We start from the raw sequence: 13,524 nt of genomic DNA, 5'->3' as shown, positions 1-13,524 counted from the left end.
CAGCGCCCCGCACGCGGGCGACGGAAAGCGGCCGGTACCTCGGGGAGGTACCGGCCGCTTCCGTGTGCCGTGCGGTGCTGCCCGCGCCCGGGGGCGTCAGGCGGAGGTGCGGGTGCCGCGGCGCTTGGCGATGAACACGGCGGCACCGCCGGCCACCAGCAGGGCCGCGCCGGCGGAGGCGTAGAGGGTCATCTGCGAGCCGTCGCCACCGGTCTCCGCGAGGTGCGGGGTGGTGGAGACGGGCGCGACCTCGGGCTCGCCGACCGGCTCGGCGGCGGCCTCGTCGACCGGGGCCTCCTCGGCGGGCGCCTCGTCGTCGGGCTCGTCGGCCGGGGCCTCCTCGGTGGGCTCCTCGGCGGGAACCTCCTCGTCGGTCGGCTCCTCCGTCGGCACCTCCTCGTCGGTCGGCTCCTCGGTGGGAACCTCCTCGTCCGTCGGCTCCTCCGTCGGCTCCTCGGCGGGCGGCGGGGTCTCCTCGCCCTCCTCGCACGGCGCCTCGCCGTTCCAGGCGGCGATCAGGTCGGTCGGCGTGGCCGAGTCGGGGAAGTGCGGCAGGGCGTTGCCGTTCGTCCCGTCGTACTTGGTGTCGTTGCCGTAGAGGTCGATCTGGCCGAAGCAGGAGGGCGCGTACGCGCTGACGTCGAGGACGTCCTCCTTCGTCTCGCTGGTGAGGACGGTGGTGTCCCAGCCGAGGAACACCTGCTCGCCCGAGGACTCCCAGGAGGGGCCGTCGGTCTGGTAGGAGGCCAGCGAGATCGGGTACTCGCAGCCCTCGGTGATCCGGCCGGAGAGCCGGACGGAGATCGTGGTCGGGGCCTCGCCGGTGAACCGGCCGGTGGTGGACCAGGTGGCGCCGCCGTCGGTCGAGGTCTCGACCCGGACGCGGTCGCAGCGGTCGCCGTCGTGGGCCATGGCCGGGGCCGCGCCGAGGCCGACGACGGCGCCGCCGGCCATGGCGGCCGTGGCGGCCACGCCTATGGCGCTTCTGAGGACGGAACGTGTGCGTGAGGAACGCTGCACTGTCATGCTCCCTGGATACGGGGCGGAGAGAGTACGGTCGGTGGCACGAGCGGATACGTCACGCTTCGCGAGGGGGAAGGGCCTGCGGCCGTGCGGGGCCGTGCCGCCGAAGCGAGTGGGCCGCCACGGGGACCGGGGCGGCCGAACACCCCGCGATTTCATCACTTCATCGGGTGATCGGGTATTCGGCTCTGCGGCGACCGCCCCGATACGCCCGGATTGATCGCCGAATTATTGCCCATCCGTTATCGGACACGTGTCGGACAGGCGGAGCGATCCGGCCGGCGGCGGGTCAGGGCAGCAGGTCCCGCAGCGTGTCCCGGGTGTGGGTGAGATCGCGGAGCCGGGCGTCGGTACGCCGCAGGCACGTCTCGATGAGGGCGGCCGTCGGCCCGTGCGGCACCTGGCCGCTGTCCCGGACGGCCAGCACCTCGCGGATCTCCGACAGCGTCAGCCCGGCCGCCTGCGCCCCCGGATGAACGCGAGCCGGTCGGCGCTCTCCGGGGGGTAGTCGCGGTAGCCGGAGGGAGTGCGGGGCGGCTCCGGGAGGAGCCCCGCGCGTTCGTAGAAACGGACGGTCTTGGCGGTCACCCCCGCCGCGTGTGCCAACGTACCAATGCGCATGTTTTCAGGATAAGGAGGACGCAAGGCCGATAACCGGCCAACTTCTGCTGCCACCACGGTCCCGCCGTCCGACGCGCCGTCACACCGGATCGACGGACGCCAGGAACTGCGTCGCGGCAAGCTCGGCGTACAGCGGGTTCCCGGCGACGAGTTCGGCATGCGTCCCGATCGCCCGCACCTCGCCCGCCTCCATCACCACGATGCGGTCGGCCGCCGCGACCGTGGACAGCCGGTGCGCGACGACCAGCACCGTCGTCTCCCGCGCCACGTCCGCCACGGTGTCCCGCAGCGCCGCCTCGTTCACGGCGTCGAGCTGCGACGTCGCCTCGTCCAGGAGCAGCAGGCGCGGCCGGCGCAGCAGGGCGCGGGCGATGGCCACGCGCTGGCGCTCGCCGCCCGACAGCTTGGTGCCCCGGTGCCCGACGAGGGTGTCGAGGCCGTCCGGCAGGCGCTCGACCAGCGCTTCGAGACGTGTCGTGCGCAACGCCTCGCGCAGCGCGGCCCCGTCGGCGCCGGGGGCGGCGAACAGCAGGTTCTCGCGCAGGGTGCCGGACAGCACGGGGGCGTCCTGCTCGACATAGCCGATCGCGGCGCGCAGCCGCCCGAGGTCCCACTCCGTCACATCGCGCCCGTCGACGGTGATCCGGCCCGACGTGGCGTCGTAGAACCGCTCCAGGAGGGAGAAGACGGTGGTCTTGCCGGCGCCCGACGGGCCGACGAACGCCGTCATGCCGCGCGGCGGCACGTCGAAGCTCACACCGTGGTGGATGAACGGCTGGTCGTCGGCGTACCGGAAGCGCACGTCCTCGAAGCGCACCGTGGCCGGCCCCGTGGCCGTGTCCCCGGCGTCGTCGTGCTGCTCCGGCTCGACCGGAAGGCGCCGCACCTCCTGGATCCGGCTGATCGCCGCCGCGCCGACCTGGTACTGCGTCACCGCGCGCACAGTCTGCCCGATCGGCGCCATCAGGTACATCACGTACAGCAGGAACGCCACGAGCGTCCCCACGCCGATCGAGTCCGTCGCCACCCGGGCGCCGCCCACGCCCAGCACCGTGATGAAGGCGACCTGCATCGACAGGCCCGCCATGTTCCCGGCGAGGGATGACCACTTGGCGGCCCGTACGCTCTCCCGCCACGACTCCTCGGCCGCCGCGTGCACCGTGGCCGTCTCACGGGCCACCGCGCCTGACGCCTTCACCGTGCGCAGGGCGCCGATGACGCGCTCCAGCGCGGCGCCCATCGCGCCCACGGACTGCTGGGCGCGCTTGCTGGCGCGATTGATCAAGGGGACGATCAGCCCGATGACGACACCCGTCAGCGCGATCACGGCGAGGGTCACCCCGAGCAGCGGCAGGTCGACCACGCCCATCATCACGAGCGTCCCGACGAGCGTCAGGCCGCCCGTCCCGATGCCGATCAGCGACTCCGTCGTCATCGCGCGCAGCAGCGTCGTGTCGGAGGTGGCGCGGGACAGCAGGTCGCCCGGCTCGGTCGCGTCCACCGCGGAGATCCGCAGCCGCAGCAGGTAACCCGTCAGGGAACGGCGCGCGGTCAGCACCACCGACTCGGCGGCCCTCTGCAGGATGTAGGAACCCAGCGCGCCGATCGCCGTGTTGGCGAGGACCAGGACGGTCATCAGCACCAGCGTCGGCGCGATGGCGCGGTCCTCGGACAGGTCGCCGATCAGCCGGCGCGCCACCAGCGGCAGCGCCAGCCCCGTCGCACCGGTGACGAGCGACAGCAGCGCTCCGGCGAGGAGCGACCAGCGGTGCGGGCGGACGTACCCGGCCAGCACGCGCCACGCCGGCGGCTCGTCCGGCCGCCCGCTCTCCGGCCGCTCGTCGTCCGACACACCGTCATCCGTCCTCACACGAAAACCTTTCCGGATCTTCACGGCCCGACCGGCCGCGACGCTTCGGGGGAAGACGCCCTGGCAGGGCGGCCGGTTGCGCGGCCGCCGGGCGCTCATGTGTTCGCTTGCGCACCGTGTCACGGTGCTGTTTGACTCTCCCGCAATTCCGGCCACTCAACCGGTTTTCCGCAACCCCACGGAGTCCCGAAACGATGCAGATACCGGCAGCGCTGGTCATGTGTCTGGCGGTGGGCACCGCGTGCGCCGTCCTGTTCGTCGTCCTGCTGATGCGCGAACGCCGGCGTGCGGCGGCCGCCAGGCGGCGCGCCGAGACGACGGCCCATCGCGCGGACGCGACCGACGCCCAGCTCGCCGCCCTCCAGAGCCGGCTCGCCGACGTGCAGCGGCGTGAGCGCCTCGTCGTCGAGGAGCTCGTCCACCTTCCGAAACGCCTGCCGGGTCTCGCCCAGGCGGCCCGGCACCCCCACGTCCGCATCCCGTCGCCCCGGCACGCGGAGCTGAAGGGCAGCGAGGCGGGCACCGCCGTCGAGGCGATCATGAACGGCATCACCGAGGCCCTCGTCACCGAGCGGCTGCGGACCGACGGCGCGGCCCAGGCCGCCGTGCGCGGCGCGACGACCACGCTCCAGACCATGTGCTACCAGATGCAGAGCACCGTGGACGACCTGCTGCACAAGTACGACGACCCGGACCTGGCCCACGTCCTCGCGGGCCTCGACTACCTGAACGAGCAGATCCTCCGCCGCATCCAGGCCACCCGTGTCGTGTGCGGCGCCGGCGCCGGCCTCGTGCGCAGCAAGTCCGAGATCCAGGCCCTGACGGTCGGCGCGAGTTCCCGCATCCCGAGCTACGAGCGGGTCCGGATCGTCAGCCACCTGAAGGAGCCGGTGGCCGTCGTGGACCGCGCGGCCGAGCCGGTCGCCGTCATCCTCGCCGAGCTGATGGCCAACGCGGTGCACCACTCGCACGGCTCGCTCGCCGTCGAGGTCGCCGTCCACCGGGCGCACAACGGCGCCGTCGTCACCGTCTCGGACGCCGGCATCGGCATGAACGCGGACGAGTACCGCCGCGCCCGCCGTCTGCTGGCCGCCGAGGACCCGATCGAGCTGGCCGAGCTGGGCGACCCGCCGCGCTGCGGATTCGCCGCCGTCGGCCAGCTCTGCTCGGCGTACGGCCTGTCCGTCTCGGTCGAACCGTCCCACTACGCGGGCGTCAAGGCGGTGCTGTTCGTCCCGGAGCGGCTGCTGACCGCGCCGGCGGAGAAACTCCAGCCCCTGCCGATCCACTACGCCCCGCAGACCGGCAGCCCGATGGCGCCGCAGTGGGGTCCCGAGCCGCCGCTCAGCCCGGCGCTCACGGGGCAGGCGCCGGTGGCGCCGGGACCGTTCCTCGGCGAGGCGTCGGCCCCCGCCCCCGCCCCGGCCCCGGAGCCCGAGCCGGAGCCCGAGCCCGTGGCCGAGTCCCGCCCCGAGCCCGCGGCCCCGCCCCCGCAGGACCCGGCGCCCGAAGCGGCACCCCCGCCCACCGGCGACCTCCCCGCACTGCCCCAGCGGCGCAACGAACGCCGTCCCACCTGGAAGTACCGCAAGCCCATCGGCGACGCCGGCACCACCCGCCGGCCCGACCCGGACACGGACCCGGCCCCCGACCCCATCCCGTACCTGCGCGACCCGGAGGACGCGGCGTCCCGCATGGGCGCGTTCCAGCGCGGCACCGCACGCGGCCGGGCCGCCGTGGACGGGCCGGAGCCAGAAAGCGAGAGCTCATGACCACGCAGCCCATCTCCCGGCGGATCAAGGCCGACCTCTCGTTCGTCCTGACCCCCGTCCTGCGCGTCCCGGACGTGCAGCACGCCATGATCATCACGGCGGACGGCTTCTTCGAGGCCCACTCGGGACTCGACGCCGAGGCCGCCGAGAAGCTGGCCGCCGTCGTCGCCTCCCTGCTCGCCGCCGGCCGCGGCACCAGCGAGACGTACTACGGCAGCCGCAGCGTCCTGCGCACCGTCATGGTCGAGACGCAGCACGGCTACCTCTTCGTCATCCCGGCCGCCGAGAGTTCGTACCTCGCGGTCTTCACCGGTCCGAACGTCGCCATGGACAACGTGATCTACGAGATGCAGAAGCAGGTGCAGACGCTCGGCAAGGCCATGGCCGTCCCGCCGAGACGGGGCGCGGCCGACGAGGAGGCCCCCGCGCCGGACGCGGACGGCCGCTTCGCATGAGCCGGCGGCTGATCCCGGCGTACCTGTGGACCAGCGGCCGCACCCACCCCAGCCGCAACGTCCTCGACCGCCTGACGGTGCTCCGCGCGGCGGTCGACCACATCCCGTCCGACCTGCCCAACCCCGGACGCAGCGTGCTGGAGATCCTCCGGCACGGCGCCCTGCCGCTCGCCGAGGTCGCCGCGCATCTGTCGATGCCGGTGATCTTCGTGAAGGTCATGGTCAGCGACCTGTTCGACCAGGGCCTGCTGCTCGTGCGAGCGCCCGTCCCCGTCGAGCCCGGCGGGCAGCCCGACCAGCAGCTCCTCGAAAGGGTTATCCGTGGACTCCGCGCACTCCAGTAGAGACATCTACCTGCGCAACCCTGACCAGCGGCTGGTGAAGGTGATCGTCAGCGGACCGTTCGGCGTCGGGAAGACGACGATCATCCGCACCCTCTCCGACATCCCGCCGCTGCGCACCGAGGAGGTGATGACCGAGTCGGGGGCGGTCGTGGACGACCTCGACGGCCTGAAGGACAAGACGACGACCACCGTCGGCCTCGACTACGGACGCATGTCCCTCGGTGACGACCTGGCGCTGTGCCTGTTCGGCACGCCGGGGCAGAAGCGCTTCCAGTCCCTGTGGGACGACCTCACCCAGGGCGCGCTCGGCGCCCTCATCCTCGCCGACACCCGCCGCATAGCGGACTCGTACGAGGTCATGGGCCTGATCGAGCGCCAGGACCTGCGGTACGCGGTCGCGCTCAACGTCTTCCCCGACTCGCCCCGCTACCCCGACGAGGACCTGCGCCGTGCGCTCGACCTCGCGCCGGAGACGCCGATGATCACCTGCGACGCCCGAGACCGGCGCACGTCGCTGGACGCCCTGCTCGCCCTCGCCCAGCACCTGCTGGAGGTCCCCGAGCTGGAGGGCAGGCGGTGAGCGCCGAGGAAGGACCCGCCATGACCCGCCCCGTGCCGCCCGCGGAGGAGCCGCCGCGCGTGCCCCTGTACGGCGAGGACTTCGCCGCCGACCCGCACGCCGTCTACGACCGGCTGCGCACGTACGGCGCCTGCGCCCCGGTGGAGCTGGCCCCCGGGGTGCACGCCACCCTCGTCACGAACTACCGCGTGGCGCTGCGCGTCCTGCACGACACGGAGACGTTCTCGAAGGACCCGCGCGTCTGGCAGCACACGGTGCCGGAGGACAGCGAGGTGCTGGCGATGATGAGCTGGCGCCCCAACGTCCTCTACAACGACGGCGAGGTTCACACCAGGTACCGCCGCGCGCTGACGGACTGCGTCAGCCTCATCGAGCCGTTCGACCTGCGGCAGCTCGTGCACCGCTCGGCGGACGCCCTGATCCGGGCCTTCGGCGAGCGCGGGTCGGTCGAGCTGATCGGCGAGTACGCCCGCCTGCTGCCGCTGATGATCTTCAACGGCCTCTTCGGGATGCCCGACGCCGACAGCGCCCGGCTCATCGGCGCGATGGCCCGCATGTTCGACTCCACGTCGGAGGAGGCGACACGCGGCCTGGAGGAGCTGCAGGAGTACATCCTGGACACCGTCTCCCGCAAGCACGCCGAGCGGGGCAACGACTTCACGTCCTGGCTGCTCGACCACCCCGAGGGCCTGACGCCCGAGGAGGTCGTCTGGCACCTCGTGCTGTCCGTCAGCGCAGGGCACGAGCCGGTCACCAACCTCATCGGCAACGCCCTCGCCCGCATGCTGTCCGACTCGCGCTACTACCGCACCCTCACCAGCGGCGCCCTGACCTCCGGCCACGCCATCACGGAGGTGCTGTGGCAGGACCCGCCCATGGCGAACTTCTCCACCCACTTCCCCCGCCGCGACGTGGACCTCGACGGCACGTGGGTGCGGTCCGGCACGCCCGTGCTGATCTCGTACGCCGCCGCCAACACCGACCCGACCGGCCGGACCGGCGGCCCGAGGTCCGACGCGGGCGCGCACCTGGCGTTCGCCGCCGGGCCGCACGCCTGCCCCATGCAACAGCCCGGGCTGCTGATCGCGACCACCGCGATCGACCGTCTCACCAACTGGCTGTGCGACATCCGCCTGTCCGTCCCCTACGCCGAGCTGACGTGGCGCCGGGGGCCGTTCCACCGTGCGCTGGCCGCCCTGCCCGCCCAGTTCACGCCGATCTCGCCCGACCAGAAGGGAAGCACCCCATGGAACGTGAACCCCTCGTCCTCGACCCCCGTGGCCTAGACATCACCGGTGAGGCCGCGCGGCTGCGGGAGCGCGGGAAGGCGGCGCGCGTCGTGCTGCCCGACGGCGTGGAGGCGTGGGCGATCACGGACCACGACCTGCTCAAGCGGCTGACGACCGACCCACGGGTGTCGAAGGACGCGCGGCAGCACTGGCCGGCGTTCCGCGACGGCCGCATACCGGAGACCTGGTCGCTGTACAACTGGGTCGCCGTCAAGAACATGTTCACCGCCTACGGCACCGACCACACGCGGCTGCGGAAGCTGGTGGCGCCGGCGTTCACCGCGCGCAGGACGAACGCCCTGCACGGCCGGATCGAGACGTTCACCGGGGAGCTGCTGGACGCGATGGCCGCCGCGCCCGCCGGTGAGCCGGTGGACCTGCGCGACACCTTCACCAACCCTCTGCCGATCCGTGTGATCTGTGAGCTGTACGGCATTCCGGAGGAGGCGAAGGGCGGCCTCGAGGAGGCGGTGGACGTCATCTTCCGGACGTCGGCGACGCCCGAGGAGGTCCTCACCACCTACGAGAACGTGTACGGCATCCTCATGTCCCTGGTCGCGGCGAAGCGCGCCGAGCCGGCCGACGATCTCACGAGCAACCTCATCGCGTCCCGCGACGGCGGTGACCGCCTCACCGAGCAGGAACTCCTCGACACGCTCCTCCTCGTGCTCTCCGCCGGCCACGAGACGACCGTCCACCTGCTGGGCAACGCCATCCACGCCCTGCTCACCCACCCCGAACAGCTCGACCTGGTGCGGTCGGGCGGGGCGAGCTGGGACCGGGTGATCGAGGAGACGCTGCGCTGGTCCCCGCCGGTGGCGAACCTGCCGCTGCGCTTCGCGACCGAGGACATCGCGCTGGAGGACGGCGTGACGCTCGCCGAGGGCGACGCGATCGTGCTCTCGCTCTACGCGGCCGGCACGGACCCGGGGCACCACGGCCCGGACGCGGGGGAGTTCGACATCACGCGGCCGGCCGGCGAGCACCTGGCCTTCGGACACGGGACGCACTACTGCCTGGGCGCGCCGCTGGCGCGGATGGAGGCGCGGGTGGCGCTGCCCGCGCTGTTCGAGCGGTTCCCCGACCTGCGGCTCGCCGAGAAGGACCTGACGCAGATCGACTCGCTCATCTCGAACGGTTTCCGCGAGCTGCCCGTCCACCTCTGACGGGTACCGGCCCGGCCCGGCGTCCGCCCGTGCGGCGGGCGCCGGGCCGCGTCGCGTCACCGCGCGGCACCCTCCCGCTCGTGGTCCGGTGCGGCGGCGGGCGGGGCGTCCGCCGTCTCGCGCAGGCCGAAGCGCTCGTGGACGGGTGCGAGCCACCGGGGCAGCCACCAGCCGGCGTGGCCGGCGAGCCGCATGGCGGCGGGCAGCAGCGCGCCGCGGATCAGGGTGGCGTCCATCAGCACGGCGAGCGGCAGGCACACGCCGAGCGCCTGGAGGAACGTGATGTCGCTGACGAGGAAGGCCAGGAACACGATGGAGAGGGTCGCGGCGGCCGCGGTCACGATGCGTCCGATCCGCTCCAGGCCCATCGCCACGGCGGCCACGGGGTCGCCGCCCGCCGCGTACTCCTCGCTGATCCGCGACAGCAGGAACACCTGGTAGTCCATCCCGAGGCCGAACGCCACGGCGAACAGCAGCACCGGCACGGTGCCCACGACGCTGCCGGTGCTCGTGAAGTCCAGCAGTCCGGCGAGGTGCCCGTCCTGGAATCCCCACACGAGGGCGCCGAACGTCGCGGTCAGCCCGATGGCGCTCAGCAGCATCGCGAGCACCGGCAGCAGGACGCTGCCGGTGAGGAGGAACAGCAGGACGTACATCGCGACGGCCAGGGTGATCCCGGCGACGGGCAGCCGGTCGGTGATGGCGTCGATGCCGTCCATGGCGACGGCCGTCTGACCGCCGGTGAGGGAGGTGCCGGGGGAGGGGAGGTCCCGTATCTCCCGGACCAGCGCCTCGGCGTCCTCGGTCGGCAGCGGCTCGGGCACGACGGACAGCCACACGCCGTCGCGGCCGTCGGGGGCGGCGTACGCGGCGTGCCCGGGACCGGGGTCGGCGACCCGGCGGCCGGCGGCGAAGGACCCGGCGGCGGTGTCGACGCGCGCGACGCCGTCGAGGCGGGCGACGGCGGTGGCGTACGCGGCGGCCTCGTCGCCCGTGGGGTCGGTCACCTCGGGCAGGACGGTGAACAGGGCCTGGCTCTCGCCGGAGTCGAACCCGGTCCGCATCTCCTCGGCGACCTGCCGCGCGGGTGACGACGCGGGGAGGGTGCGCTCGTCCGCCGTGCCCATCGAGATGCCGAGGAACGGCAGGCCGAGGAGCAGGAGGAACGCGCCGACGATGCCGGCGACGGGCACGGGCCTGCGCATCACGAACGACGCGACCCGGTGCCAGAAGCCCGGGTGCCCCGGCTCGTCCGCCGGTGCCCGGCGCCGCCACAGGCGTCCCTTCTCGACGCGCGGCCCGAGGACGGCGAGCAGCGCGGGCAGCACCAGCAGCGTGACGAGCGCGGTGAGGAGCGCGACGGCGACGCCCGCCCAGGCCATGGACCGCAGGGCGAGCAGCGGGAACCAGGCGAGTCCCGCGAGGGTGACGGCCACCGTGACGGCCGAGAAGACGACCGTGCGGCCGGCCGAGCGCATCGTGCGGCGGATCGCCTCGGCCGGCTCGTGGCCGGCGGCGATCTCCTCGCGGTAGCGGTTGACCATGAGGAGGCTGTAGTCGACGGCGAGGCCGAGGCCGAGCAGCGTCACGACGTTCACGGCGAACACGGACACGTCGGTGACGCCGGCGAGCGCCCACAGCAGGCCGAACGACAGCAGGATCGTGATGAGTCCTGTGACCAGCGGCAGCGCGGCGGCGACGAGTCCGCCGAAGATGATGACGAGCACGACCAGCATGAGGGGGAACGCGATCATCTCGCCGCGCACGGCGTCCCGTTCGCTCGCCTCGCCCAGCTCGCGGCCGATGACCGCGGGGCCGCCGAACTCCACGTCGATGCCGCCGTCGTGCCGGCCGGCGTAGGCGGGCTCCAGGGTGTCGAGGCGTTCGGCGGCCTCGGTGTCGTCGCCGGCGAGCGCGGCGAGGACGAGCGCGGCGGAGCCGTCGCGCGACCGCAGCCGGTCCGGGGCGCCGGCCATCCAGTAGGAGGTGACGGCGGTGACGCCCTCCTCTGCGGCGAGCCGGTCGCTGAGCGCGGCGCCGGCGCGGGCGGCGGCGGGTGCGTCCACCCCGTCGTCGGCGTGGACGAGGAGGACGAGGTTGGGGTCGTCCTGGCCGAACCGCTCGGCCAGTTCGGCGGCGGCGCGGCCGGACTCGGCGCCCGGGTCGTCGAAACCGCCGCCCTTCATGCGGTCGAAGACGGTGGCGCCGGCCGTGCCGCCCAGCAGCGCGAGCAGTACGGCGACGACGAGGATCGCGCGGCGGTGCCGCAGCCAGAACGGGGTGCGGTCCGCCGGCCGGGGGGCCGGTCGCTTGTCCGGCATGAGTGCCTCCTGTGTGCGGGGCGTCGTTGTCCGCGATCACGACGCGCCGGCCGTGAGGGGATGTGACATCGGATGCCGCGAGGAGACGTGGATCACACCTTTGCCGCCGGAACGGGGGGAGCGCGCCGCCGGGGGCCTTCCGTACGATGCCGTATGGAAGGGGCGGGGGAGCCGGCCGAGACGTGGGACACGGGGGGCCCACCGGACGTGAGGGAGCGTTATGCAGCGTGCCGACACCGCCCGGCAGGACCCCGGGCGGGTGGACGACATGGCCGGTCGGCAGCACTTCGCGCGCTTCGGAGCCGCGTTGCGCCGCCGCCGCGAGCAGGAGGGCATGTCACTGCGCCGTCTCGCCGCGCTCGCCGCCTACAGTCCGGGGTGGCTGAGCAAGGTCGAGAACGGCCTCGCCCGGCCGACCGTCCAGCTCGCCGAGGTGTGCGACCGGGTGCTGGGCGCCGGCGGCGAACTGACCGCCCTGGCCCGCGCGATGCTCTCCGGCGTCATCTGGGCGTTTCCCCCGGCGCAGTTGCCGCCGTGCGACGCGCACACGCTCGTCGGCAGGACCGGTGAACTGGAGGCCCTGGACGCCGCGCTGGAGCGGGCCGAGGCCGCGGACGCGCCGTTCCTCGCCGCCGTCGACGGACCGCCGGGCGTCGGGAAGACGGCGCTCGTGCTGCACTGGGCGCACCGGGTGCGCGACCGTTTCCCCGGCGGCGTGCTCTATGCCGACCTCGCGGGCCACGCACCCGGCGCGGAACCTGCGGACCCGGCCCGGGTGCTGGCCGGCTTCCTGCTCGGCTTCGGGGTGCCGGCGACGACGCTGCCGCGGGACGCGGCACAGCTCGCGGCCGTGTTCCGCAGCCTGATCGCGGACCGGCGGGTGCTGGTGGTGCTCGACGACGCGGCCGGGTCGTCGCAGGTGCGGGCGCTGCTGCCGGCGACGCCGGGCACGGCCGTCGTCGTGACCGGCCGCCGCCGCCTCGCGGGCGTCGGGTCGCCGCTCGGCAGGGGACGCCTGCACCTGCGCCCGCTGCCGCCCGCCGGGTCGCTGGCGCTGCTGCGGTCCGTGGCGGGCGCGGCCCGCGTGCGGACGGAACCGGCGGCCGCCCGCGTCGTCGCGGACGCGTGCGGGCACCTGCCGCTCGCGCTGTGCGTCGCCGCGGAGCGGGTCGCGGCGGGACCGCACCGGCGCCTCGGCCCGCTCGCGGCCGAACTGACCGACCCGGCGCTGCGGCTCGACGCCCTGACGGACGCGGAGGACCCGCGGCGCTCGGTACGGGCGGCGTTCGACGCGTCCTACGCGCGGCTCGACACCGAGACGGCGCGGGCGTTCCGGCTGCTGGGCGGCGGATCGAGGGGCGACGTCCCGGTCGGCGACGCGGCACGCCTCCTGTCCCGGCCGGTGAGCCGGGCACGTCGTCTCCTCGAAGTGCTGGCGGACGAGCACTTGGCAGTGGAGACGGGCCCGGACCGCTACCGGGTGGAAGGGCTGCTGCGCCTGTACGCGGCCGAACGCGCACAGACACACGGCGACACCCACCGGGCAACAGCCTGACGAACCACCCCCGCCACGACGCGACAACGCGGACAAGGACTGCCCCCTGTACGTCTCCCGCCGCTGATCTCCATGGTGGAGTTCGCCCAGTTGCCCGACACCGTGCTCCGGGTCGCCTTGTACGCGGTGGGCGTGCTTCGCACCGATCGGCTCAACGGCGACAGGTCGAGCGAGACGGCACATTCGTGTTGTCCACGCCGGCGGCCTGCTATCAACTACAAGTAGAGGCACTGTCCCAGTCGGCGTCTGTCGCCGCGATCGAGCAGTTACGAGGGGGTACCGCGTGACGTCCGAGACTCCGCGTTGGTTCAAGTCGTCCTACAGCGACAACGGTGGCGCCTGCGTGGAGGCCGCCGACAACTTCGCCATGACGCGCGGCATGGTTCCTGTCCGTGATTCCAAGAGTGTCGATGGTCCGGTGGTGACCTTCTCGACCGCTGCGTTCTCGTCCTTCGTGGCGGGCGTGAAGGCCGGGACGGTAGGCGCGGCCTGATCGCCGGGTCGGTACGTTCGCGGCGAGGGCGCGGC

11 protein-coding genes and 1 pseudogene are annotated in these 13,524 nt (G+C 73.5%); 8 read left to right on the top strand and 4 right to left on the bottom strand.

What is annotated here, in order from left to right:
- Positions 1-96: 96 nt before the first annotated feature.
- The 3 genes and pseudogenes from EMA09_RS09235 to EMA09_RS09225 all read right to left on the bottom strand — a co-directional run bounded on the left by EMA09_RS09235 (position 97) and on the right by EMA09_RS09225 (position 3,496).
- Positions 97-972 carry an LAETG motif-containing sortase-dependent surface protein gene (locus tag EMA09_RS09235; RefSeq protein WP_129840584.1) on the bottom strand — a complete coding sequence of 292 codons (876 nt, stop codon included), beginning with the start codon at positions 970-972 and terminating at the stop codon, positions 97-99.
- A gap of 340 nt (positions 973-1,312) precedes the next feature.
- Positions 1,313-1,644, bottom strand: a pseudogene (locus tag EMA09_RS29455) (heavy metal-responsive transcriptional regulator).
- A 79-nt stretch (positions 1,645-1,723) separates the two neighbouring features.
- Entirely contained in the window at positions 1,724-3,496 is a 1,773-nt protein-coding gene (locus EMA09_RS09225; protein WP_240796643.1) for an ABC transporter ATP-binding protein, read from the bottom strand.
- A gap of 212 nt (positions 3,497-3,708) precedes the next feature.
- Between EMA09_RS09225 and EMA09_RS09220 the strand changes: the two genes are divergently transcribed.
- The 6 genes from EMA09_RS09220 to EMA09_RS09195 are packed head-to-tail and all read left to right on the top strand — an operon-like array spanning position 3,709 to position 9,120.
- Positions 3,709-5,286, top strand: coding sequence for an ATP-binding protein (locus EMA09_RS09220; RefSeq protein WP_129840582.1), 1,578 nt, complete (start codon positions 3,709-3,711; stop codon positions 5,284-5,286).
- Complete coding sequence (locus EMA09_RS09215) at positions 5,283-5,741, top strand: roadblock/LC7 domain-containing protein (RefSeq protein WP_129840581.1); 459 nt, start codon at positions 5,283-5,285, stop codon at positions 5,739-5,741. Before EMA09_RS09220 ends, EMA09_RS09215 begins: the two co-directional genes overlap by 4 nt.
- Positions 5,738-6,085, top strand: a complete 348-nt coding sequence (locus EMA09_RS09210; protein ID WP_129840580.1) for a DUF742 domain-containing protein — start codon at positions 5,738-5,740, stop codon at positions 6,083-6,085. Before EMA09_RS09215 ends, EMA09_RS09210 begins: the two co-directional genes overlap by 4 nt.
- Positions 6,063-6,665, top strand: coding sequence for an ATP/GTP-binding protein (locus tag EMA09_RS09205; RefSeq protein WP_240796320.1), 603 nt, complete (start codon positions 6,063-6,065; stop codon positions 6,663-6,665). Before EMA09_RS09210 ends, EMA09_RS09205 begins: the two co-directional genes overlap by 23 nt.
- 20 nt (positions 6,666-6,685) lie before the next feature.
- Positions 6,686-7,951 (top strand): cytochrome P450, encoded by a 1,266-nt coding sequence (locus EMA09_RS09200; protein ID WP_129840579.1) that lies wholly within the window; start codon positions 6,686-6,688, stop codon positions 7,949-7,951.
- Positions 7,912-9,120 carry a cytochrome P450 gene (locus EMA09_RS09195; protein WP_129840578.1) on the top strand — a complete coding sequence of 403 codons (1,209 nt, stop codon included), beginning with the start codon at positions 7,912-7,914 and terminating at the stop codon, positions 9,118-9,120. The genes EMA09_RS09200 and EMA09_RS09195 overlap by 40 nt, the downstream gene beginning before the upstream one ends.
- Positions 9,121-9,176: 56 nt before the next feature.
- Here the strand turns inward: EMA09_RS09195 and EMA09_RS09190 are convergent, their stop codons facing one another.
- Positions 9,177-11,441, bottom strand: coding sequence for an MMPL family transporter (locus EMA09_RS09190; RefSeq protein WP_129840577.1), 2,265 nt, complete (start codon positions 11,439-11,441; stop codon positions 9,177-9,179).
- 220 nt (positions 11,442-11,661) lie between these two features.
- On the opposite strand from EMA09_RS09190, the gene EMA09_RS09185 reads away from it, so the two are divergent.
- Positions 11,662-12,996 (top strand): XRE family transcriptional regulator, encoded by a 1,335-nt coding sequence (locus EMA09_RS09185; RefSeq protein ID WP_129840576.1) that lies wholly within the window; start codon positions 11,662-11,664, stop codon positions 12,994-12,996.
- Positions 12,997-13,279: 283 nt separating this feature from the next.
- On the top strand, positions 13,280-13,489 hold the full coding sequence (locus tag EMA09_RS09180; protein ID WP_129840575.1) for a DUF397 domain-containing protein: 210 nt from the start codon (positions 13,280-13,282) through the stop codon (positions 13,487-13,489).
- Positions 13,490-13,524 lie beyond the last annotated feature (35 nt).

Origin of the sequence: Streptomyces sp. RFCAC02, assembly GCF_004193175.1 — a bacterium.
In the GTDB taxonomy this organism is placed as follows: Bacteria; Actinomycetota; Actinomycetes; order Streptomycetales; family Streptomycetaceae; genus Streptomyces.
The sequence above is the reverse complement of the archived record's forward strand: the minus strand, read 5'-3'. Positions and strand labels throughout refer to the sequence as shown.

Excerpts from the sequence above, each read along its gene's own strand:
- EMA09_RS09220 (WP_129840582.1), top strand. The coding sequence starts at position 3,709 with ATGCAGATACCGGCAGCGCTGGTCATGTGTCTGGCGGTGGGCACCGCG.
- EMA09_RS09215 (WP_129840581.1), top strand. The coding sequence starts at position 5,283 with ATGACCACGCAGCCCATCTCCCGGCGGATCAAGGCCGACCTCTCGTTC.
- EMA09_RS09210 (WP_129840580.1), top strand. The coding sequence starts at position 5,738 with ATGAGCCGGCGGCTGATCCCGGCGTACCTGTGGACCAGCGGCCGCACC.
- EMA09_RS09200 (WP_129840579.1), top strand. The coding sequence starts at position 6,686 with ATGACCCGCCCCGTGCCGCCCGCGGAGGAGCCGCCGCGCGTGCCCCTG.
- EMA09_RS09195 (WP_129840578.1), top strand. The coding sequence starts at position 7,912 with ATGGAACGTGAACCCCTCGTCCTCGACCCCCGTGGCCTAGACATCACC.
- EMA09_RS09190 (WP_129840577.1), bottom strand. The coding sequence starts at position 11,441 with ATGCCGGACAAGCGACCGGCCCCCCGGCCGGCGGACCGCACCCCGTTC.
- EMA09_RS09185 (WP_129840576.1), top strand. The coding sequence starts at position 11,662 with ATGCAGCGTGCCGACACCGCCCGGCAGGACCCCGGGCGGGTGGACGAC.